The sequence below is a fragment of the Serratia fonticola genome (assembly GCF_001006005.1).
GTDB lineage: Bacteria > Pseudomonadota > Gammaproteobacteria > Enterobacterales > Enterobacteriaceae > Chania > Chania fonticola.
The window spans coordinates 5971571-5994259 of the sequence record NZ_CP011254.1 but is presented as its reverse complement, the minus strand read 5'-3'; the positions used below and the strand labels follow the sequence as shown (position 1 = coordinate 5994259).

Genomic DNA, 22689 nt, shown 5'->3' with positions numbered 1-22689 from the left:
CGGTGGTTGCCACCGCCCCAAGTCCTGGTTTAAGGCAGTTTTTTGATGTTTTTCACATCGACTTCCACGTTGCTCCAGTCTTTATCCACTTTCCCTTCCAACTGAACCTTGTCTTTTGGGGTGATGGTCTGGCCGTTCCAGCGCTTTCTGTCGATCTCTACCGTCAGCGTGCCGGTGGCGTCGCGGAAGGTGTAGGTGTCATCACCCACGCGCTGTTCGATATTGCCCTGCAACATCACCCAGGTATCATCGCTCAACGATTTGACCTTATCTACCGTGGTCAGCGCGGCGCTAGGGCCGGAGAAGCCACCTTGCGGGCTGGTTTGCGTTTGAGCCGGTGTCGCGTTGGGGTCGAGGAACCCGCCCTGTTGAGCTAGAACCGGTGCGCTGCATAATGCGATGAGTGTAATTAAAGCGATCTTTTTCATCTGGATCTTCCTTATCAGTGGTCTGAATGATTTCCCGTTAGCGGGACATAACCTGATTAAACCATAAGGATCTTAAGAGCTTCTTAAGCTGAAGATTGAAAATGGTGGCCACCGTCGCCATTTGCAAGGGTAATCATAACATCGGCAAGGAAAAGTATTTGAAGGCGTCAACACACCGGTTTTCACCGGACGATTACGATCAGCACGGTATGTTACGGTTGCCGCTGTGGTTTTGGGGCGTACTGATCTTACAGGCTCGTACCTGGCTACTGTTTGTGATGGCGGGCACCTCACGCGATCAGGGGGCTGGCTTGTTACAACTGTTCTATCCAGATACTCAGCGCTTTTGGTACGGTATTGCGCTTGGGCTGCCTGCGGCGCTGGCCTTTTTGATTGCTGGCCGCCGCCAGCATTGGCCACGTCTGTGGCGTAGTTGGCGTTGGGTACTGATAGTTTCGCTGGCGGCAGCGCTGCTCGGCTCGCTTTACAGCCTTTGGCAGCAAGACAGCAATGAACCTCCGTTGGATCTCCTGCTGGCGCTGCTGGATGTGCTGGCGATGGGATATCTTTTAATGAATAGGCGCTTGAAAGCCTGTTTTATCCCGCAGGATGAGGCGGGTTAATTGTTAAAAATTGCGGCACTTTTCCCAATTTATGCACTCCAACCTGGCAATTGATGGCGCAGCCACAGTGGTTATGAGAGGCTGCATATCGCCGATGTCTTTGATGTTAAGGAGCTATGAATGAATATTCGCCCACTGTTGTTAGGGCTACCGCTGTTGTTGACCGGCTGTTCGACCATGTCAAACTTCTCCTGGTCCAGCCTGTCGCCGTTCAACTGGTTTGGCGGCAGCGTGGAGGTTAGCGCTAAAGGCGTCGGTGATGTGGGGGCCGGTACCCCCATGACGGAGGCGGCGATTGGCAAGGGGCTGAATAACAATTACCGCATACGTGGCGGGATGGCGACCAACCAAGGGCAGATCGTTTCCTACTTCCAGGCATTGGACGGCGATGACGTGAAGCTGGTGATCACCGGGGAACCTAAAGGCCACGTGCAGCGCGTTGACGTGATGGACGCCAAGATCGCCACCGAATGGGGCAGCAAGCTGGGTACGCCGTTTAGCGAACTGTTCAGCAAGGCCTATGGTGCTTGTAAACCCGCCGAAGGTGAGGATGTTGGCAAGGTCGAGTGCGTGGCGCAGCAAAGCCGCAATGTCAGCTATATCTTCAGTGGCAAATGGGCTGGCCCACAGGATCTGATCCCACCGGACGATACTCTGCAGAGCTGGACGGTGAGCAAGATCGTCTGGCATGCCAAAGCACAATAATTCTCATTACGGGCGCACCTTGCGGTGTGCCTGCCTCGTTTGGCGTTAAATCCCTATTTTCTTTGCGTTCGGGCAAGGCAATCAGCCTGCTGTGCGTTATGATATTGCGCGTTTATAACAGGGCAACCTGTTACCCGATTCAGGTCTTGAGGAAATCAACATGACACAGGTTCAGAGCGGCATCCTGCTGGAACACTGCCGTTTTGGCATTTTTATGGAAGCGATGGTGCAGGGCGAATTCGTCGATCTGCGCCAAGGCTGCAAACAGTTTTGCCAGGTGCTCGGCGAGTTGCAGCAACAGTTTCCAGATGCCCATTTAGGTGCGGTTATCGCTTTTGGCTCCGACGTTTGGCATGACCTTTCCAATGGCCAGGGAGCCAAAGAGCTGAAACCTTTCGCACCACTGGGCAAGGGGCTGGCACCGGCCACCCAACGCGATATGCTGATCCATATTCAATCGCTGCGTCATGACGTTAACTTCACCCTGGCGCAGGCCGCCCTGGCCGCGTTTGGTAACACCATTCGTATTGAAGAAGAAACGCACGGTTTCCGCTGGGTAGAAGAGCGCGATCTGAGTGGCTTTATCGACGGTACTGAAAACCCGCAGGGCGAACAACGCCCAGAGGTAGCGGTGATTGGCGCTGGTGAAGAAGACGAAGGTGGCAGCTACGTGCTGGTACAGCGTTATGAGCACAACCTGCGCCAGTGGCAGCGTTTCACCACCGAACAGCAGGAACAGATCATTGGCCGTACCAAACAAGACAGTGAAGAACTGCCGCCGGATCAACGGCCAGATACCTCGCACGTCAGCCGTGTCGATCTGAAAGAAGACGGCAAAGGGCTGAAAATTTTGCGCCAGAGCCTGCCTTATGGCACCGCCAGCGGCAAGCATGGCCTGTATTTCATCGCCTATTGTGCGCGCCTGCACAACATCGAACAGCAGCTGTTAAGCATGTTCGGCGAGCTGGACGGCAAACACGACGCGATGCTGCGTTTCAGCCGCGCGGTGACCGGCAGCTACTACTTCGCACCTTCGTTGACGCGTCTGATGTCACTTTGATGTATCTCCTGGGGCCAGTTCCTCTGGCTCCGGGCTTTCCCTCCCTCTGCGGTGAACCGCTCCCCTCCTGCCTTATAGCGTTTGATGCTTGAAAATCACTAAACGGTATATAAAAGCGTTACAGGTCTGCATCAAGTTATAAATACACTGGTCAATATCAGGGCATCAGCCCGGCGGTAAGACTCAGTGATAAGGTGCAAAATGAAACATTCCCGGGTTAAAAATACGCTGTTAAAAGGTTGGCTGGTGGCGGCATTGTTAGCCAGCGGTACGGCTTCGGCGGCAGAATTGCTCAACAGCTCTTATGACGTCTCCCGCGAACTGTTTGCCGCGCTGAACCCTGGCTTTGAAAAGCAGTGGGATCAGCAGCATCCGAACGACAAACTGACCATCAAACAGTCCCACGCCGGTTCTTCTAAACAGGCCTTGGCAATCCTGCAGGGGCTGCGTGCCGATGTGGTCACCTATAACCAGGTCAGTGACGTGCAGATCCTGCACGATCGCGGCCAACTGATCCCGGCAGATTGGCAGCAACGCCTGCCGAACAACAGTTCTCCATTCTATTCCACCATGGCGTTCCTGGTGCGCAAGGACAACCCGAAAGGCATCCACACCTGGAGCGATCTGGTGCGTGATGACGTGAAGCTGGTATTCCCGAACCCGAAAACCTCCGGTAATGGCCGCTACACCTATCTGGCCGCCTGGGGCGCTGCCAGCCAGGCTGATGGCAACGATCAGGCCAAGACCCGTGAGTTCATGACCCGTTTGCTGAAAAACGTGGTGGTGTTTGATACCGGTGGCCGTGGCGCAACGACGACCTTTGTCGAACGTGGCCTGGGCGACGTGCTGATCAGCTTTGAATCCGAAGTGAACAATATCCGCAAGCAGTACGGCGCAGACAAGTATGAAGTGATCGTGCCGCCGGTCGATATTCTGGCGGAGTTCCCGGTGGCCTGGGTGGACAAAAACGTCGAGAAAAACGGCACCGAGCAGGTGGCCAAAGAGTACCTGAACTATCTCTATAGTCCGGCGGCCCAGAAACTGATCACCAGCTTCTATTATCGCGTTAATGACCCACAGGTGATGGCGGCGGCCAAGAGCCAATTCCCTGAGACCAAGCTGTTCAGCGTGGAAGATCAGTTCGGCGGCTGGCCGCAGGTGATGAGTGCCCACTTTGCGACGGGCGGCGAATTGGACCAACTGTTAGCGGCAGGGCATAAGTAATGTTTTCGATGGCCAGCAAGCGGGTACTGCCTGGGTTTACTCTCAGTCTGGGAAGCAGCCTGCTTTTCACCTGCCTGATTTTGCTGTTGCCGCTCAGCGCGCTGGTGATGCAGCTGGCGCAAATGAGTCTGGCACAGTATTGGGAAGTGATCACCAATCCGCAGGTCGTGGCGGCCTATAAGGTGACGCTGCTGGCGGCCGGAGTCGCCAGCGTTTTCAATGCGGTGTTTGGCATGCTGATGGCCTGGATCCTCACTCGTTACCAGTTCCCTGGCCGTTCCTTGCTGGATGGCCTGATGGATTTGCCGTTTGCATTGCCTACGGCGGTGGCCGGCCTGACCTTGGCGGGATTGTTTTCTACCACCGGTTGGTACGGCCAATGGCTGGCTCATTTTGATATCAAGGTTTCTTTCACCTGGTTGGGGATTGCGGTGGCGATGGCCTTTACCAGCATTCCTTTCGTAGTACGCACGGTGCAACCGGTGCTGGAAGAGTTGGGACCTGAATATGAAGAGGCCGCCGAAACGCTCGGGGCTACCCGCTGGCAGAGCTTCCGCCGCGTGGTGTTGCCAGAGGTTGCTCCAGCGCTGCTCGCCGGTACGGCGTTGTCGTTTACCCGCAGCCTGGGGGAATTTGGCGCGGTGATATTTATCGCTGGCAACATTGCCTGGAAAACCGAAGTGACCTCATTGATGATTTTTGTGCGCTTACAGGAGTTTGATTACCCGGCAGCCAGTGCGATTGCCTCGGTGATCCTGGCGGCATCACTGCTGTTGCTGTTTGCCATTAACACCTTACAGAGCCGCTTTGGCCGCCGTATTGGAGGGCACTGATGGCTGATGTTACCGCCCTGAACGGCGCAGAGCGCCCACGCGTGAATTGGGGAAAATGGACGCTGATTGCCATTGGCGCGCTGTTCTCCATCCTGCTGTTGGTCGTGCCGATGGTGATGATCTTTATCGAGGCATTCTCCTCTGGCGTGGGAGCCGTGTGGCATAACCTGTCGGACCCGGACATGCTGCACGCCATTTGGTTGACGGTGCTGGTGGCGCTGATCACCGTGCCGGTCAACCTGGTGTTCGGTACTTTGCTGGCCTGGCTGGTGACGCGTTTTACCTTCCCTGGCCGCCAACTGCTGCTGACGCTGTTCGACATGCCTTTTGCGGTGTCGCCGGTGGTGGCGGGGCTGCTGTATCTGCTGTTTTACGGCACCAACGGCCCGATCGGTGGCTGGCTGGATGCCCATGACATTCAACTGATGTTCGCCTGGCCGGGCATGGTGCTGGTGACGATATTCGTGACCTGCCCGTTTGTGGTCCGTGAACTGGTGCCGCTGATGATGAGCCAGGGCAGCCAGGAAGACGAGGCCGCGGTGCTGTTGGGCGCTTCCGGTTGGCAGATGTTCCGCCGCGTTACCTTACCGAACATCCGCTGGGCATTACTGTATGGCGTGGTACTGACCAACGCCCGCGCGATTGGCGAGTTTGGTGCGGTATCGGTGGTATCCGGCTCTATCCGTGGCGAAACCTATACCTTGCCACTGCAAGTGGAATTACTGCATCAGGATTACAACACTGCCGGGGCGTTTACCGCTGCGGCACTGTTGACCCTGATGGCGATAGTCACCCTATTTCTGAAAAGCGGACTGCAATGGCGCCTGGCGCGTCAGGATGCGCGTCTCGAGCGGGAGGAAAATCATGAGCATTGAGATTAACGGTATCAACAAGTCTTTTGGCCGTACCAAGGTATTGAACGATATCTCGCTCGATATTCCTTCCGGTGAGATGGTGGCGCTGTTAGGCCCATCCGGTTCGGGCAAGACCACCTTGCTGCGGATTATCGCCGGGCTGGAAAGCCAGAGCAGCGGTAAGCTGGGTTTCCACGGCACCGACGTCAGCCGCGTGCATGCTCGCGATCGCCGCGTCGGCTTCGTGTTCCAACACTATGCGCTGTTCCGCCATATGACGGTTTTCGACAATATCGCCTTTGGCCTGAGCGTGCTGCCACGTCGCGAACGTCCGAATGCGGCGGCGATCAAACAGAAAGTGGAACAGTTGCTGGAGATGGTGCAGTTGGGTCATCTGGCTAACCGCTACCCTTCACAGCTTTCCGGCGGCCAGAAGCAACGTGTCGCCTTGGCGCGCGCGCTGGCGGTGGAGCCCCAGATCTTGCTGCTGGACGAGCCGTTTGGTGCTCTGGACGCGCAAGTGCGTAAAGAGCTGCGCCGCTGGCTGCGTCAACTGCATGAGGAACTGAAATTCACCAGCGTGTTCGTCACTCACGATCAGGAAGAAGCGATGGAAGTCGCCGATCGCATCGTAGTGATGAGCCAGGGGAATATTGAGCAGGTAGGTTCACCGACTGAGATCATGCGTGAACCCGCCACCCGCTTCGTGCTGGAGTTTATGGGCGAGGTTAACCGCCTGAACGGTGAAATCCGTGGTTCACAGCTGTTTGTGGGCGCTCACCAATGGCCGCTGTCGTTCCAGCCAATGCACCAAGGCAGCGTCGATCTGTTCCTGCGCCCGTGGGAAATGGAGATTGGCACCGATTGCAGCGCTCGTTGCCCATTACCGGTGCAGGTGTTGGAAGTCAGCCCGCGTGGCCACTTCTGGCAGTTGACCGTGCAGCCGATTGGCTGGCATCAGGAGCCTATCAGCGTGATTATGTCGGAAGGCCATGCTGCACCGGCGCGCGGGGACCGTTACTACGTTGGCAGCCTGAATGCCCGCCTTTACGCCGGTGAACAACTGTTACAACCGGTTGCGTTAGCTAAAAGCGCCTGATAATTTCTAACCATTCCCATTTAAGGCAACCCAGGGTTGCCTTTTTACATTATACGTAGGCAATGATTGTGACCACGCTGGAACAATGCATCGGTAATACACCGTTAGTAAAACTACAACGACTGGCCGAAGGGCTGGACAGTGAAATCTGGCTCAAGCTGGAGGGCAACAATCCGGCGGGGTCGGTCAAGGATCGGGCCGCGTTGGGGATGATCCAGCAGGCGGAACTGCGTGGTGAAATTCAGCCGGGCGATACGCTGATCGAGGCCACCAGTGGCAATACCGGCATCGCGCTAGCGATGATTTGTGCAATGAAAGGCTACACGCTGAAGCTGCTAATGCCGGAAAACATGAGTATGGAACGCCAGGCAGCGATGCGAGCTTATGGTGCCGAACTGATCCTGGTCAGCCGTGAGCAGGGGATGGAAGGGGCGCGTGACCTGGCGCTGGAGATGCAGCAGCAGGTGCAGGGCAAGGTGTTGGATCAGTTCAACAATCTGGATAATCCCTACGCGCACTTCACCACCACCGGCCCGGAAATCTGGCAGCAGACCGCTGGCCGTATCACCCATTTCGTCTCCAGCATGGGCACTACCGGCACCATTACCGGTGTTGGTGGCTACCTGAAAAGCCAAAATCCGCAGGTGAATATCATCGGCTTACAGCCCGCTGAAGGCAGCAGCATTCCAGGCATCCGCCGTTGGGCACCGGCTTATCTGCCGGGTATTTTCCGCCCGGAGCTGGTGGATCAGGTGTTGGATATGGCACAAAGCGAAGCCGAACAGACCATGCGCCAACTGGCGCAGCGGGAAGGTATTTTCTGTGGTGTCAGCTCTGGTGGTGCCGTAGCCGGTGCATTGCGCGTCGCTGCAGCCAACCCTGGCAGCGTCATCGTCGCCATTGTCTGTGACCGCGGTGACCGCTACCTGTCCACAGGCGTATTTTCGTAGCCGAGCGTTCATCGGTGGTGGGATGCAAACCCCGCCACCGGTTTTCTAATCGTGGCCTCGTTAGCCACCCGACCTTTATTGTTGTTACGACTCTCTCCTCCCATTCCCCCATGCCAACAACTCGATATTCCGCCGGCGTTCGCATATTGTGTAAGGATTAGGTAAAACCGGCTGCGTAGGGCGTCAATAGACGCGAAAATGGCGGCAAATCAGCGAAGGAGTGGGCATGAAAATTTTATTGGTCGATGACGATCTGGAACTTGGCACCATGCTGAGCGAATACCTGACGGCTGAAGGATTCAACGCGTCCCTGGTGCTGACCGGCAAGGCCGGAGTGGAGGGTGCGCTTTCTGGCGAGTATGTTGCGATGATCCTCGACATCATGCTGCCGGACATGAGCGGTATCGACGTGCTGCGCGAGGTACGTAAAAAGAGCCGCTTGCCGATCATCATGCTGACGGCCAAGGGTGACAATATTGACCGGGTGATCGGGCTGGAGATGGGCGCCGACGACTATGTGCCCAAACCTTGTTACCCACGCGAACTGGTGGCACGCCTGCGTGCGGTGCTGCGCCGGTTTGAAGAACAGCCGGAAGCGGTGGATAAAGTTTCTGTCCTGAGCTTTAACGAATTGACCCTCAACCCGTCCACCCGTAGCAGTGCGTGGCAGGGCAAAGCATTCGATCTCACCGCCTCAGAGTTCAATTTGCTGGAGTTACTGCTGCGTTCGCCAGAACGAGTGGTGTCGAAGGATGAACTGTCAGAGAAAGGGCTGGGGCGGCCACGTGAGGCTTACGATCGCAGCGTGGACGTGCATATCAGCAATATCCGCCAGAAGCTGGGCGCGCTAACCGATAACCGACTGAGCATTGAAACCGTGCGCAGTATCGGTTACCGCATCAGGTAATGCCGATGCGCGGAAGACTGTTCTGGAAAATACTGCTCGGTTTCTGGCTGACGTTTATCATCATGACCCAGGCGCTGTGGGTGACGTTTACCTTTTATGGCAATCGCCATGAAGTCCCGGAAAACAGCATGACCTGGCGTATCGCTAATCTGCAATTGACCTCTGCGGCCTCGGTGTTGCGCAGCAGTGGGATGCCCGCGCTGAACGCAATGGTTGCCAAGTGGCCTGAAACCGAACGCCGCTTCTTAAGCGTGACACCAGCCTTTAAGCCATCGGCTGATGAGTCTGTCTCCGACCGACCCGCGAAAATGATGGTGGAATGGGTAACAGGTGCAGATAACCAGAGTTACCTGTTGAGCTACGATCTGGAAGGACTGCGTGCCGAATATCGGCCACCCAAGCGCTGGCGCCTGCTGAACATTCCGGAGCCAATGGTGTGGGTCGGTGGGCTGGGGGGCTTGCTGTTCAGCGCCATGTTGGCCTGGAACCTGACGCGCCCGATGCGCCAGCTGCGTGCTGGTTTTGAGCGGGTAGCGCAGGGTGATCTGGCGGTGAGGCTGTTCCCGGCGATGCGGCGGCGGCATGACGAGCTTTCTGAGGTGGCACGTGACTTTGACAGCATGGCGGAGCGGCTGGAGGTGCTGGTCAGCGCCCGTGAGCAATTGCTGCATGATGTCTCCCATGAGTTGCGTTCGCCATTGGCTCGCTTGCAGCTAGCGATCGGCCTGGGGCGGCAAAATCCGGAGAACGTGGAGAACTCGTTGCAGCGTATCGAGCACGAAGCCGGGCGGCTGGACAAGATGATTGGCGAATTGCTGGCGCTGTCGCGTACCGAGAACAACGGCCTGTCGGATGATGAAGAGTATTTCGATCTCTATGGCCTAGTGGAGGCGGTGGTTAACGATGCGCGCTACGAGGCGCAAATCCCCGGCGTAGAGATCGTGTTGCAGGCCAGTTCCGACGAGGAATACACCGTAAAAGGTAATGCCGAACTGATGCGCCGCGCGGTAGAGAATATTGTGCGTAATGCCCTGCGCTTTTCCAGCCACGGCCAGCGGGTGACCGTGGTGCTGACGCGTATCGATCAGCTGTTCCAGATCCAGGTCAGCGATCAGGGGCCGGGCGTGGAGGAGTCAAAGCTGTCCAGCATCTTTGATCCTTTCGTTCGGGTAAAATCGGCGATGTCTGGCAAAGGCTATGGCCTGGGTTTGGCGATCACGCGCAAAGTGGTGCTGGCCCACGGTGGGCAGGTTGAGGCACACAATGGAGAACAGGGCGGCCTGGTGATCACGCTGCGGGTACCGCGCTGGAGTTAAAGGTTACAGACAAAATAAAGACTGCTGAAAACCCCTCTCTGGGCTCACAACGGGGGCGCTGTACTGGTTAGTTTTCGCATCGTAGACGTGAGACTACTGACAAATTCGCTCCTAGCTCACTCCGTAGGGGCGCAGCATGCAGCGCCCCTACGGAGTGAGCTAGGTGTTGATTTGACAGCAACCTGAGGCGGTTTGATGTTAACGGTAATGCTGCTTATCCAGATCGTACTTTTTCATCCGCAGGTAGAGCTTCTTACGCGGGATCTGTAAATACTCGGACACCTCATTAATCCGCCCCTGATGCAGGTTCAATGCCTCGGTAATGATCTGGCGCTCATAGTCTTCGATACGCTGATCCAGCGGCGCGGGATCGGATCCGTGCAACAGCGGGTTGGCGGTCTCTGCCAGTGGCATCACCCCGACGGCAAACAGCTCTGCGGCATTGGCCAGTTCGCGCACGTTATTTGGCCATACCCTTTTTACCAAACGTTTGATCAGCTCGGCTGGCAGATCCGGCAATGGATGGTTAAGGCGCAGGCAGGCTTGCTCCAGGTAGTGGCGGAATAACGGCTCTATATCGTCGGGGCGCAGAGAAAGCGGCAGGCAGGCGATTTGGGTCATGGCAAAGCAGTAATAGAAATCGGGCAGTAGGGTATGCCCGGCGGCCAGTTCTACCAACGGTGAAGTCCCAATGCCGATCAGCCGGAAGGGCAGCGGGTCTTGCCCCTGGAGCTGGATCAACCGTGCCTGCTGGGTGATAGACAAGTGTTCGAGGTGGCGTAAAATCAGTGTCCCGCCGCTTACCTGCTCAATCCATTGTTCTAACGGTGCCTCACCCCCTGGGGTTAATTCACCCACGATCAACGGCTGTTCGCTGCGATGGCTCATGCGGTGTAAATAGCGGGCAGCCAAAGTCCTGCCGACCCCTAACTCCCCTTGCAGGTAAACCGCCAAATCGGTTTCGGCTACCTGCTGCAAACGCACCCGTAGCTGCTTTACCCACTCACTACGGCCAATCAGATTGCTCTGCAGTTGTTCTTGCTGCCAACGACGACGGGCAATGTAAGAACGTCTCTGGGTCAGCGCGGTAGCGACCTGTTCGAGTAGCTGGGCCGGGTTGACCGGTTTTTGCAGGAAGTCCCTGGCCCCTTTTTTCACTGCTTCAACCGCCATCGGCACATCGCCGTGGCCAGTGATCAACAACACCGGCAAACAGGCATCGTGAGCGAGCAGTAGCGCCATCAGCTCAATCCCGGAACAGCCAGGCATACAGACATCGCTGATAACGATCCCTGGCCACTCCTCCCCGAGCATTTCCTGTGCCTTAAGCGGGTTATTACAGGCCTGGACCTGATAGCCTGCCTGGTTAAGCAGCATGGTATAGGCATCAAGGACGTCGGCATCGTCGTCGATTAACAGAATTTGCGCTTGTTGGCTTAGCATGGTTGATCCACCGGTTGAAACTGTAAAACGACGCAGGCGTTTTGCGTCAGCGTAGAGGCCAGATGCAGGCTACCGCCCATTTGCTGCATCAGCGAAAGCGAGATGGACAGGCCAATCCCCAAGCCTACCGATTTGCTGGTGGTGAAAGGTTTGAGTAACGACTCAGCCCGCGCCAGCGGCCAGCCAGGCCCATTATCCCACAGCATGATCTGCCAACCTGACGCTTGGCGTTGCCAGCTGATCTGCAATAGAGGCCGCTCCTGGCAAGCATCCAGCGCGTTGCTCATCAGATTGACCAACACCTGCTGAATGCGCACCTCGTCACCTAACACGTTTGGCGCACCTTCCGGTAGCCGCAGTTCCCCCTGCAACGGTTGGTGGCGAAGGGCCAGCAACTCCCAGGCGGCAAGTAATGACTGGCGCAAATCAACGGGCTGAGAGGGGCTATCCTGTTCTGTTCGCCGGGTAAATTGCCGCAGCATACGGATGATGGCATCCATGCGGCCAATCAGACCATCGGCCTTGGTCAGGGCCAGCGTGGCCGCCTCGGGCTGTTGTTTCTCAACCGCATGGCGAGCGGTAAACAGGTACATCGACAGGGCGTTCAGCGGTTGGTTGATCTCATGAGCCAGGGTGGTCATGGTCTGCCCAACCACGGCCAGTTTGGCGGCCTGAACCAGCTCATCCTGTGTAGCACGCAAATGCTGCTCAATGCCCTTACGCTCGGCGATCTCCTGCTCCAGCCGGGATTTTTGCTGGTTCAACTGGCCTAGGGTACGCCGCAACAGGCGGGCGATGCGGCCCAGTTCATCGCCACCGTAAACCGGGATCGCTGCGTTGGTTTCCCCAAGGCCGATACGTACCACCACCTGGTTGAGCTGGGTAAAACGCTTGACCAGGCGGGAACGGATAAAATAGTGATTGAGCAAATAAACCAATAACATCGCCAGCAGTGTGGCGATCACAATTAGCCTGCCGCTGACGCGGATGATCTGCTCCAGGCGATGGTTAAAGGTCTGCATCTGCTGGTGGCTGTTACTCAGTTGCGATTCCAACTGCGTGCGAAAGCGGGCAAGCGTGGCCTCCTTGGCCTGAGTAGCCAACGTAAGTGCCCGTTGTGCCTGATGATAGTTTTTCATCGCCGCGGGCATGCTGTTTTCGGCGATGCCGGTCTCCAGCAGTTCGTCTATGGTTTGACGTAGCGTGATGGTGCTGGGATGAGCCTGCAACCCCTGCATACTTTCGTTGGCCGTTTTTTGCAGATAGGCGAGGTAACGTACATGCTCGGCAACCGAAGTAGGTTCTTCACTGCCAGATTGCAGCTCGTTGAGGCGATCGCGTAAAGCATCGACGATCTGGTTCTCAATGCGTGCCAGTGCATAGACTTGCTGCTGCTCACTTTGCACCTCGCGCAGACTGGCTTGCAAGCGGGGGAGTACCTGGCCAGAGCCTGTCTCCATCTGATCGAGCAATGCCCCCTGTTGCCAACTGAAATCCTGCACCAGCGAATTCAGCTCGGTGGTGAAATCATCATGTAGCCAACTGATGCGCGCGGCGATCTCATTGACCTTTTCCCCGGCGATAAACATGTTGTAGAGCGCGTTGTCTAATCGGCCCAACAGTTGGCGGCTTTCTGCCAGCGTCGCCTGAATTTGCTGACGTTCAGGGTTATCCAACTGCATGCTGGCCTGCTCGATTTGCTCCAAATGACCGACGATCTGATTTCTTAACTGCAGGCGGGCATTGGTATTGGCGGCCTGCAAAAACTCATTGAGCTGATCGACCAGCGTGTTCAGATTACTTTCGATCACGAACGAAGATTGGATACGCGGAAAGTAATCATCCAGCGCATAGCGGACCTGCGAGCTTTGCTCATGCCAGGAGTACAGGCTGACCCCGCTGACGGTAAGCGTCAGCAGCGCGCCGGTAAGAAAGGCACCCCGCAGGCAGGTGCTGATGGTCAGGCGTTTGAAGAAGCGCGGCAATAAACGGCTCATTTTAACTCTTCCAGCGCCTTGATGGCCTTTCTCTGCTGTTGCTGAAAGAACAGTTGCCATTCCATGACCTGCTGTTCGCTCTCGCTACGTGCAGCAAACTGTTTAAGGTACTGCGGATCTTCGCTTTGGGCCTGGGTGACGGGAATGGCGGTCAACAAAGCACGGATCTCCGGCAAGGGCCGTTTGAGGCGGCTTTCAGCACCATACAACGCTTTCCAGGCGTCCTTGAGCTGAGACAGGCGGAAGCTGATGGCCGTATCAAACAACTTTTGTACCAGGCGCTGACGTTGCAGGATCAGCGAGTAATTCAGCGGCGGCCGCTGTAACAGCTTTTGCTGCTGCGCAAAACGTGGGCTGTCTGCCGGCAGCGGAACCACCGGGTATTTTCCCGTGCTGGTATCGGCCAGGACCCGCTGCCCCTGCGGGCTGAGTAGGAACTGAATAAAGCGCCGGGCCTCGGCGGGATAATGGCTATTGCTCGTCACGGCAATATAGGTGGGGGAGGCCGCAGCCTGAGGGAAATAATGGAAGGCCAGATGCGGATCGTCGAGCAGCAGATTGGCGTAGTTATCGATAATCGGCCCGACGGACCCCAGGCCACTTTTGACTTTATCCGCCACGCCAAAGCTGCGCGAAGAGATGGTGATCAGGTTACCGGCCGCCGATAGCATTGTTTGCCAGCCAGATTGCCACCCCCGCTGTTGCAACAGCGACTCCACCATCAGGTGGCTGGTATCCGAGCGGGAAGGGCTGCTCATCAGCAGGGCCCCCTGGTAGCGGGCATCGGTCAGATCGTCCCAATCGTCTGGCAGCGGCAGCCGTTTCTCTGCCAGATTGGTGCGGTTGATCAGCAGGCCAAAACCCGAAATGGCTACCGACACGGCGGTATTGCGGATAGGTTCAGGCACCAGCCGCTGTGATTGTTCCGGAGCACCCTCATAGTTTGCCAGGCGCTGATGCTGTTGCAGGTGCTGGAGCAGCATGGGGGAGGAGGTCAGCACCAGATCGACGTTGTCACTGCCGGTGCTGTCGAGCAGTTGTTCCAGGGAGGCGCTGGTGCGGTTCAGCGTGCGGATGACCACCGACTGCGGCTGGCCTTGCCAACGGCTGATGAGATAGGCGGTTGCCTCTGGTGAAAAGGTGGTGGCCATCACCAGTTCATTTCTTTTAGCCCCGGCGACACTGGATAACAGCCAGCAGGCCATTGCCGTAAAAATGAGCGTTGCACGCATAATAAAACTCTCCCTCGACCTCATCGTTTGTGATCTTATTCATAAAATCGCAATAACGATAAAAATAACCCGCAAAACATTTGGGACAAAAATATTTTTCGTCAACCAATAGGATTTAGCCGGGGTTATAACGTTGATGAAGTCAGAATATTACCATTGATAGACTATCAATACTGTTAACACCTTCAAAAACATCACCACTTGTGGGCTGGCTTTGTGTGCAGCCGCAGTGCTGTGGCACTCTAGCGCGTGGAGGTGAGCGAACTGGTTTTTGGTTAATAACGGTAATGTTAATTGATGGGTCAAAATTGGGCTTATTTGTTCTGGGTTTGAGTCAATTTTGACACATATTACGGGGCTTGTCTTATTAATGAATTAATTACACCATCCGCTGCGAGCGTTATTAATAAATAGCAGGCGCATCGAGCCAGTACAGATAAACCTCACAGGGGAATAACATGTTTTCATTATTAAAACCTAGCGCGGCGGCGAAGCGTGTTCCGCCAGAACAGGTGCAGGCAACCTACCAGCGTTATCGCATGCAAGCGTTACTGAGCGTCTTTTTGGGCTACCTGGCCTATTACATCGTGCGTAACAACTTCACCCTTTCGACGCCCTACCTGAAAGAGCATCTGGATCTGAGTGCGACGCAGATCGGCATGTTGAGCAGTTGCATGCTGATTGCCTACGGCATTAGCAAAGGGGTGATGAGCAGCCTGGCCGATAAGGCCAATCCCAAAGTGTTTATGGCCTGTGGCCTGGTGCTGTGTGCCATCGTCAACGTCGGTTTGGGGTTCAGCACCGCCTTCTGGATCTTTGCCGCATTGGTGGTGTTTAACGGCCTGTTCCAGGGGATGGGCGTAGGCCCTTCGTTCATTACCATCGCCAACTGGTTCCCACGTCGTGAGCGCGGCCGCGTTGGCGCATTTTGGAATATATCCCACAATATCGGCGGCGGGGTGGTGGCCCCCATCGTCGGCGTGGCCTTTGCGGTGTTGGGCAGTGAACACTGGCAGAGCGCCAGCTATATCGTCCCTGCGGGCGTGGCGGTGCTGTTTGCGCTGGTGGTCCTGTGGCTGGGTAAAGGCTCCCCGCGCAGTGAAGGTCTGCCTGCCTTGGAACAAATGATGCCGGAAGAAACCGTCAGGATGACAACCGGTGTGCAGGAGCAGGCACCGGAAAATATGAGCGCCTTCCAGATCTTCTGTACCTATGTTCTGCGTAATAAAAATGCCTGGTACGTGTCGCTGGTAGACGTATTTGTCTACATGGTGCGCTTTGGCATGATCAGCTGGCTGCCTATCTACCTGCTGACCGAAAAGCATTTCTCCAAAGAGCAGATGAGCATCGCGTTTCTGTTCTTCGAATGGGCGGCGATCCCGTCCACACTGTTGGCTGGGTGGCTGTCGGATAAGCTGTTCAAGGGACGCCGTATGCCGCTGGCGATGATCTGCATGGTGATGATTTTCATCTGCCTGATTGGTTACTGGAAGAGTGACTCGCTGTTAATGGTCACCATCTTTGCCGCGATCGTCGGTTGCCTGATCTATGTGCCACAGTTCCTGGCTTCGGTACAGACGATGGAGATCGTTCCCAGCTTTGCTGTCGGCTCTGCCGTTGGCCTGCGTGGCTTTATGAGCTATATCTTTGGGGCCACGCTGGGCACCAGCCTGTTTGGCGTGATGGTCGATAACATGGGATGGCATGGCGGCTTTTATCTGCTGATGGGCGGCGTGGTGTGCTGCATCTTGTTCTGCTATCTGTCACATCGTGGCGTATTGGCCTTGGAGCGTGAAAGACAGCAACAGGAGCTACAAGCGGAGCCGCTGGTAGCGCAGTAGAGCTTAGACATTCTGGATAAAAAAATGGCGCCGATAAAGGCGCCATTTTTACGATCGAACCGCGATTACTTCTTGATGCGGATGATCGGGGTCTCGCCAACGGTGACGCTGCCGGACAGTTTGATCAGCTCTTTGATCTCGTCCATGTTGGAGATAACCACCGGAGTCAGGGTAGACTTGGCTTTCTCTTCCAGCAGGGCCAGATTGAACTCGATAATCACATCGCCTTTCTTGACGCGCTGGCCTTCTTCCGCGATGCGTTTGAAGCCTTCGCCTTTCAGCTCAACGGTGTCGATACCAAAGTGCACGAACAGCTCAATGCCGCTATCAGATTCGATAGAGAACGCATGGTTGGTTTCGAAAATTTTACCGATAGTGCCGTCAACCGGAGCAACCATTTTGTTGCCAGCAGGTTTGATAGCAATGCCGTCGCCAACGATCTTCTCGGCGAATACGACGTCCGGTACATCTTCGATATTGACGATTTCGCCAGAAAGTGGAGCGACGATCTCGATAGTGCCCATGTCTTTCTTGTCATCAGAAACCAGAGACTTCAGTTTATCGAACAAACCCATGATCTTCTCCTAAGCATTAAATTGGGCGGCGTTCCAGTGTCGTGGAATTTTAGCAGAGCGTTTTTTCTTCGATGAACTTATTGACGCAGTTCATCAAATCCTGTGCCGTTGGTTGTTCCAAGGCCTGCGCTGCCAATGCCTTCACATCTTCGAAATTGGTATTACGAATAATTTTCTTGATGCGCGGGATTGCAATCGCACTCATGCTGAACTCATCCAGCCCCATGCCCAAAAGCAACAGTGTAGCACGCTCATCGCCAGCCAGCTCGCCGCACATACCGGTCCACTTGCCTTCTGCGTGAGATGCATCAATAACCTGTTTGATCAGGCCAAGCACTGATGGGGACATCGGGTTATAGAGATGAGAAATCAGCTCGTTGCCGCGATCTACTGCCAGAGTATACTGGGTTAAATCGTTTGTCCCAATACTAAAGAAGTCGACTTCTTTCGCCAGGTGGCGAGCAATCACTGCCGCGGCCGGTGTTTCCACCATTACGCCCACTTCAATGCTCTCGTCAAAGGCTTTGCCTTCTTCACGCAGCTGCGCTTTCAGCGTTTCCAGCTCGCCCTTCAGATCGCGCACTTCTTCCACCGAGATGATCATCGGGAACATGATGCGCAGTTTACCGAAAGCAGAAGCACGCAGGATGGCGCGCAGCTGAGCGTGCAGGATTTCCCGGCGGTCCATCGCGATACGGATCGCGCGCCAGCCCAGGAACGGGTTCTCTTCTTTTGGCAGGTTCATGTACGGCAGGTCTTTATCGCCGCCGATGTCCATGGTACGGACGATGACTGCCTGTGAGCCCATGGCTTCCGCAACGGCCTTGTAAGCCGAGAACTGCTCGTCTTCGGTTGGCAGTGAGTCGCGGTCCATGAACAGGAATTCGGTACGATACAGGCCGACACCTTCGGCGCCATTGCGCTCTGCACCGGCGACGTCACGCACGGTACCGATGTTGGCACAGACTTCAACCTGATGCCCATCCAGCGTGATCGCCGGCAGGTCTTTCAGCTTGGCCAGATCGTTTTTCTCGGTGACGTATTGGGTATGAACCGCTTTCAGCTGTTCAATCACCTCGGTCGTCGGGTTGACGTAAATCTTGTTGTTAACCGCATCCAGGATCAGGTAATCGCCGTTTTTTACCTGGGTGGTCACGTCGCTGGTGCCAACGATAGCGGGCAGTTCCAGGGAGCGAGCCATGATCGATGTGTGGGAAGTACGGCCACCCAGATCGGTGATGAAGCCCAGCACTTTGTCCAGGTTCAACTGTGCGGTTTCTGACGGTGTCAGGTCCTTCGCGACCAGTATCACCTCATCCTGAATGGCGGTCAGATCGACAATCGCCAGGCCCAGGATGTTTTGCAGCAGACGCTTACCGATATCACGCACGTCCGCCGCGCGCTCTTTCAGGTATTCGTCGTCTAATTCTTCCAGCGCTTTCGCCTGGCCTTCGATCACGGTGTAGGCTGCCGCATCGGCAGACGCCAGATCGTCTTTGATGAGGGCTATGATTTCCTGCTCAAGCTCTTCGTCTTCCAACAGCATGATGTGGCCTTCGAAGATCGCTTCTTTTTCTTCGCCGAAGGTCTCGCCTGCCTTGGTTTTGATTACTTCCAGCTGTTCAGACGCTTTGGCGCGGCCTGCCAGAAAACGTGAGATTTCCTGCTCTACATGGTCTGCAGAGATTTTTTTCCGGTTGATGACAATTTCATCTTCCTTCAGCAAGAGAGCCTTACCAAAAGCGATACCCGGTGATACTAAAATGCCTGAAATCATAACCCTACCTTACTCTTGACTGGTGTTAACTAAAAAGACGGGCCGATTACTCAAGCTCTGCCATCAGTTTTACCAAGTGCTCAACGGCTTTCTGCTCGTCTTCACCAACGGCTTCGATGGTGACTACTGTTCCTTGGGTCAGGCCCAGAGTTTGCAGCTTAAACAGGCTTTTGGCGCTAGCGCTCTTGCCGTTGGAAGTCACGGTGATGTCAGACGTGAAGCCTTTGGCTTCTTTTACGAACTGAGCGGCAGGGCGAGTGTGCAGACCATTCGGAGCGGTGATAGTCACTTCTTGCTGGAACATTGATGTTTCCCCAACTTATCGGATTTAAGGTTGTGGAGCTAAAGTTTAGCCTAACGGCGTGATTTTAGCTTGTCTGGTTAGCGCCTGACTATGGTACAGGGGCGAGCGTTGATGCAACATAAAACGACGCTTTAAGCATTTCAGATCAAAAAATCCGAGCATCTGGCGTAGTTTCAATCAGCTCCCCATTATGCCGTGTTTTTCGCTGGAGCAACAAATGAGTAAATCGATTCAGCTCAAACATTGGCAGGAAGGCGATTAATTTTGCGCATCGAAATAATTGACCGGTTAAATACTAAAGCCAGCGGCGAAAATCAATCGTTGAGTGGTGTAAACTTTGATCCAGTCCACAAAAAAAGCACCTGAATAGGTGCTTTTTTAGCTATTTGTGCACTGTTTGCGCTATTGCTGCAGTTCCTGTTCGGTGAACAGATCGGCAAACAAAGCGGTGCTCAAGTAGCGCTCACCTGAAGAAGGCAGAATAACCACAATTGTCTTGTCGGTAAAGTCGGCTTCTTCGGAAAGTTTGACGGCGGCCGCCACGGCGGCACCGGAAGAAATCCCGGCCAGGATGCCTTCTTCTTCCATCAGGCGGCGTGCCATGCTGATGGCTTCGTCGTTGGTGATCTGCTCGACGCGGTCAACCAGGTTCAGATCAAGGTTGCCAGGAATGAAACCGGCACCGATGCCCTGGATTTTGTGCGGGCCGGGTTTGATTTCCTGGCCTGCCAATGCCTGGCTGATGACCGGTGAGTCGGTTGGTTCAACCGCCACTGTGGTGATAGCCTTGCCCTTGGTGTTCTTGATAAAGCGGCTGACGCCGGTCAGTGTACCGCCAGTGCCGACGCCCGCGATAAAGACATCGACTTCGCCATCGGTGTCTTCCCAGATTTCCGGGCCGGTGGTTTGTTCGTGAATTTCCGGGTTGGCCGGGTTGCTGAACTGTTGCAGCAGGATGTAGCGGTTCGGATCGGTGGCCACAATCTCTTCGGCCTTGGCGATCGCCCCTTTCATGCCTTTGGCACCTTCGGTCAGCACCAGATTGGCACCCAGCGCCTTGAGCAGTTTACGGCGTTCGATGCTCATGGTTTCCGGCATGGTCAGCGTGAGCTTGTAACCCCGCGCCGCGGCGACAAACGCCAGGGCGATACCGGTGTTGCCGCTGGTTGGCTCCACCAGTTCTTTGCCTGCGCTCAGAATGCCACGTTTTTCGGCATCCCAAATCATATTGGCACCGATGCGGCATTTGACGCTGAAGCTCGGGTTGCGAGATTCAACCTTGGCGAGAATGCGTCCGTTGCCGATACGGTTCAGACGAACCAGCGGCGTATGGCCGATTGTTAATGAGTTGTCTTGGTAAATCTTGCTCATGGCCCGTCCTTATAACTCTATGAAATGTAGGGAACATCGAAAGCATACGCTAACGGTCTCGGCAGGGAAGTAAAGAATTGGTATATCGATATGTTATTAGAGAATAAGTTTTAATCACAATAACAAGGGCGCGCGAAGCGCCCTTGTGCAAGAAACAATCTTACCTGCTCCATTAATGACGAACGAATTGTGTACGATAACGGTCGACCCACATCGCCGTGGCACCGCAGACTGCCACCGGCAGGATCACCAGATTGAGGATGGGGATCATGGTGAACAGGCTCACCAACGCGCCAAACTGCAGATTATCGGTTTTGTGCTGGCGCAACGCCTGGCGCATCTCGGCGAAGCTGACCTTGTGGTTATCAAACGGATAATCGCAGTATTGAATGGCCAGCATCCAGGCGCTGAACAGGAACCACAGCACCGGTGCCAACGTTTGGCCAATGCCCGGTATAAAATAGAGTAACAGCAGGCCCAGCGCGCGTGGCAGGTAATACATCAGCTTGCGCCATTCACGGGACATGATGCGCGGCAGATCTTTGACCACGCCGAGCATACCGGTATCCGGCAACGGTTTGCCGGTCAGGCTACCTTCGAGCTGTTCCGCCAGCAGCCCGCAAAACGGGGCGGCGATCAGGTTGGTGATGGTGCTGAACAGGTAACTGAACACCAACAGCACGGAAATGACCGCCATCGGCCAGAGTAAATAACTTAGCCACTGTAGCCAGCTTGGCACATGGCTCATCATGCTCGGGATCCAGTCGCCCAGTTGGCTGAACAGCCACCAGAAGGCAGAGCTCATCAGCAGCACGTTGACCAGCAACGGCAGGACGACGTAGCGTTTAATACCCGGGCGCGAAATCAGGCGCCATCCTTGGGCAAAATAATGGAAGCCGTTGGTGGACCCAACAGGGGGAGGCACATAGGACATATCTTAAGATTTTCTCTTTGGCTAAACAGGCTAAGCTATCATATAGGGTTGATTTTCCACTGGCTAGAGCCACATTGGCTGAAAAAACAGCAAAAAAATGCCGAATAATCATCTTTATTGGCATAAAGTTCAGCACGGACTTGCACTTGTGCCTGTGGGCAAATAGAGTTAAAGAGTGAATGTTTGCCGCGGTGGCAATGTCTTGGAACAACAGAGATAGCAATGATGCAGGATTTGCGTCTGATATTAATCGTTGTTGGCGCGATCGCCATAATAGCGTTGTTATTACATGGTCTTTGGACCAGCCGTAAGGAACGCTCGTCCCTTTTTCGCGATCGCCCAGCCAAACGCTCGAAAAATGAGCGTGAACCTACTCCACTTGATGATCCTGCTGAAAGCGTGGGAGAGGTACGTATCCGTGCCACTCGCGCAGAAGTTGAGGATGAGCCATCAATGGGCCATATCGATGTCGGACGCGAAGAGCCGGTGATTGCACCAAGGCCAGCTCCAGCAGCTCAACCTGCGCCTCGGCCAGCCCAGCCCGCGCCGCTCTCCCAGCGTCCGGATTACGATGACATCCTGCTGGATAACTATGCCCAGGACGAGGACGAAGAGCCGCAGCAACCTGTTGTGCGTCGTGAGCCGCGCGCTGACGATATGCCTCCGGCTACCGCTCCTGCGCCAGAGTCTGCCTTCCATCATGCAGAGCCTATGCGTGAACCGCAGCCAGCGCCGGAACCGTTGAAACCGGCAAAACTGCAGGAAACCGTATTGGTGCTGCACGTGGCAGCCCATCAAGGCGGTGTGATCGGGGGTGAAGTGTTGCTGCAGAGCGTACTGCAGGCGGGCTTCCAATTTGGTGAAATGGGTATCTTCCATCGCCATATCAGCCCGGCAGGCAGTGGCCCCGTGCTGTTCAGCCTGGCCAATATGGTCAAGCCTGGGTCATTCGATCCGGAAATGATGTCCGATTTCTCCACGCCGGGCGTATCGATGTTTATGATGGTGCCGTCTTACGGCGACGCCAATCAGAACTTCAAGCTGATGCTGCAATCGGCACAACGTATTGCCGACGATGTGGGTGGCGTGGTGCTTGACGATGAGCGCCGCATGATGACCCCGCAAAAGCTGGAAACCTACAAAGCACGCATCCGCGAAGTGTTGGAAAACAACGCCTGACCGGTTGCCAGTGCACTGCATAATCCGTAATCCAGAA

General features: G+C 55.3%; 21 protein-coding genes. 12 read left to right on the top strand and 9 right to left on the bottom strand.

The window, feature by feature from the left end; translation table 11 throughout:
• Positions 1-29 precede the first annotated feature (29 nt).
• On the bottom strand, positions 30-428 hold the full coding sequence (locus tag WN53_RS26650; RefSeq protein ID WP_024484489.1) for a YgiW/YdeI family stress tolerance OB fold protein: 399 nt from the start codon (positions 426-428) through the stop codon (positions 30-32).
• 158 nt (positions 429-586) lie between these two features.
• Here WN53_RS26650 and WN53_RS26645 point away from each other — a divergent pair, with 158 nt between their 5' ends.
• From WN53_RS26645 to WN53_RS26600, 10 genes are all read left to right on the top strand, one after another.
• A complete protein-coding gene (locus tag WN53_RS26645; protein ID WP_024484488.1) occupies positions 587-1051 on the top strand; it encodes a DUF2919 domain-containing protein in 465 nt (154 codons plus the stop codon).
• A 120-nt stretch (positions 1052-1171) separates the two neighbouring features.
• Positions 1172-1756 carry an RpoE-regulated lipoprotein gene (locus WN53_RS26640; protein ID WP_024484487.1) on the top strand — a complete coding sequence of 195 codons (585 nt, stop codon included), beginning with the start codon at positions 1172-1174 and terminating at the stop codon, positions 1754-1756.
• Between the two features lie 160 nt (positions 1757-1916).
• Positions 1917-2816, top strand: a complete 900-nt coding sequence (locus WN53_RS26635) for a Dyp-type peroxidase (RefSeq protein ID WP_024484486.1) — start codon at positions 1917-1919, stop codon at positions 2814-2816.
• A 201-nt stretch (positions 2817-3017) separates the two neighbouring features.
• Positions 3018-4040, top strand: coding sequence for a sulfate ABC transporter substrate-binding protein (locus tag WN53_RS26630; RefSeq protein ID WP_021807068.1), 1023 nt, complete (start codon positions 3018-3020; stop codon positions 4038-4040).
• Complete coding sequence (gene cysT / locus WN53_RS26625; RefSeq protein WP_021178700.1) at positions 4040-4873, top strand: sulfate/thiosulfate ABC transporter permease CysT; 834 nt, start codon at positions 4040-4042, stop codon at positions 4871-4873. Before WN53_RS26630 ends, cysT begins: the two co-directional genes overlap by 1 nt.
• Positions 4873-5748, top strand: a complete 876-nt coding sequence (gene cysW, locus WN53_RS26620) for a sulfate/thiosulfate ABC transporter permease CysW (RefSeq protein ID WP_021807067.1) — start codon at positions 4873-4875, stop codon at positions 5746-5748. The genes cysT and cysW overlap by 1 nt, the downstream gene beginning before the upstream one ends.
• Entirely contained in the window at positions 5738-6826 is a 1089-nt protein-coding gene (cysA, locus tag WN53_RS26615; protein WP_021178698.1) for a sulfate/thiosulfate ABC transporter ATP-binding protein CysA, read from the top strand. Before cysW ends, cysA begins: the two co-directional genes overlap by 11 nt.
• Positions 6827-6894: 68 nt before the next feature.
• Positions 6895-7776 (top strand): cysteine synthase CysM, encoded by an 882-nt coding sequence (cysM, locus tag WN53_RS26610; protein ID WP_024484485.1) that lies wholly within the window; start codon positions 6895-6897, stop codon positions 7774-7776.
• A gap of 226 nt (positions 7777-8002) precedes the next feature.
• Positions 8003-8683, top strand: coding sequence for a response regulator transcription factor (locus WN53_RS26605; protein ID WP_024484484.1), 681 nt, complete (start codon positions 8003-8005; stop codon positions 8681-8683).
• 5 nt (positions 8684-8688) lie between these two features.
• Positions 8689-9999: an ATP-binding protein gene (locus WN53_RS26600; RefSeq protein ID WP_024484483.1), complete on the top strand. Its 1311-nt coding sequence runs from the start codon at positions 8689-8691 to the stop codon at positions 9997-9999.
• A gap of 198 nt (positions 10000-10197) precedes the next feature.
• Here the strand turns inward: WN53_RS26600 and pgtA are convergent, their stop codons facing one another.
• The 3 genes from pgtA to WN53_RS26585 are packed head-to-tail and all read right to left on the bottom strand — an operon-like array spanning position 10198 to position 14671.
• A complete protein-coding gene (gene pgtA, locus WN53_RS26595; protein WP_024484482.1) occupies positions 10198-11442 on the bottom strand; it encodes a two-component system response regulator PgtA in 1245 nt (414 codons plus the stop codon).
• Complete coding sequence (pgtB, locus tag WN53_RS26590) at positions 11436-13439, bottom strand: two-component system sensor histidine kinase PgtB (RefSeq protein WP_024484481.1); 2004 nt, start codon at positions 13437-13439, stop codon at positions 11436-11438. Before pgtB ends, pgtA begins: the two co-directional genes overlap by 7 nt.
• Positions 13436-14671: an ABC transporter substrate-binding protein gene (locus WN53_RS26585; RefSeq protein ID WP_024484480.1), complete on the bottom strand. Its 1236-nt coding sequence runs from the start codon at positions 14669-14671 to the stop codon at positions 13436-13438. The genes pgtB and WN53_RS26585 overlap by 4 nt, the downstream gene beginning before the upstream one ends.
• Before the next feature lie 458 nt (positions 14672-15129).
• On the opposite strand from WN53_RS26585, the gene pgtP reads away from it, so the two are divergent.
• Positions 15130-16512, top strand: a complete 1383-nt coding sequence (gene pgtP, locus WN53_RS26580; RefSeq protein WP_024484479.1) for a phosphoglycerate transporter PgtP — start codon at positions 15130-15132, stop codon at positions 16510-16512.
• Positions 16513-16577: 65 nt separating this feature from the next.
• Here the strand turns inward: pgtP and crr are convergent, their stop codons facing one another.
• The 5 genes from crr to cysZ all read right to left on the bottom strand — a co-directional run bounded on the left by crr (position 16578) and on the right by cysZ (position 21473).
• Entirely contained in the window at positions 16578-17087 is a 510-nt protein-coding gene (crr, locus tag WN53_RS26575; RefSeq protein ID WP_021807057.1) for a PTS glucose transporter subunit IIA, read from the bottom strand.
• Between the two features lie 49 nt (positions 17088-17136).
• A complete protein-coding gene (gene ptsI, locus WN53_RS26570; RefSeq protein WP_024484478.1) occupies positions 17137-18864 on the bottom strand; it encodes a phosphoenolpyruvate-protein phosphotransferase PtsI in 1728 nt (575 codons plus the stop codon).
• A 46-nt stretch (positions 18865-18910) separates the two neighbouring features.
• Positions 18911-19168 carry a phosphocarrier protein Hpr gene (gene ptsH, locus WN53_RS26565; RefSeq protein WP_024484477.1) on the bottom strand — a complete coding sequence of 86 codons (258 nt, stop codon included), beginning with the start codon at positions 19166-19168 and terminating at the stop codon, positions 18911-18913.
• A 402-nt stretch (positions 19169-19570) separates the two neighbouring features.
• Positions 19571-20539, bottom strand: a complete 969-nt coding sequence (gene cysK / locus WN53_RS26560) for a cysteine synthase A (RefSeq protein ID WP_046808395.1) — start codon at positions 20537-20539, stop codon at positions 19571-19573.
• A gap of 172 nt (positions 20540-20711) precedes the next feature.
• Entirely contained in the window at positions 20712-21473 is a 762-nt protein-coding gene (gene cysZ, locus WN53_RS26555; RefSeq protein ID WP_024485235.1) for a sulfate transporter CysZ, read from the bottom strand.
• A gap of 222 nt (positions 21474-21695) precedes the next feature.
• On the opposite strand from cysZ, the gene zipA reads away from it, so the two are divergent.
• Positions 21696-22652 (top strand): cell division protein ZipA, encoded by a 957-nt coding sequence (gene zipA / locus WN53_RS26550; RefSeq protein WP_024485234.1) that lies wholly within the window; start codon positions 21696-21698, stop codon positions 22650-22652.
• Positions 22653-22689: the final 37 nt, after the last annotated feature.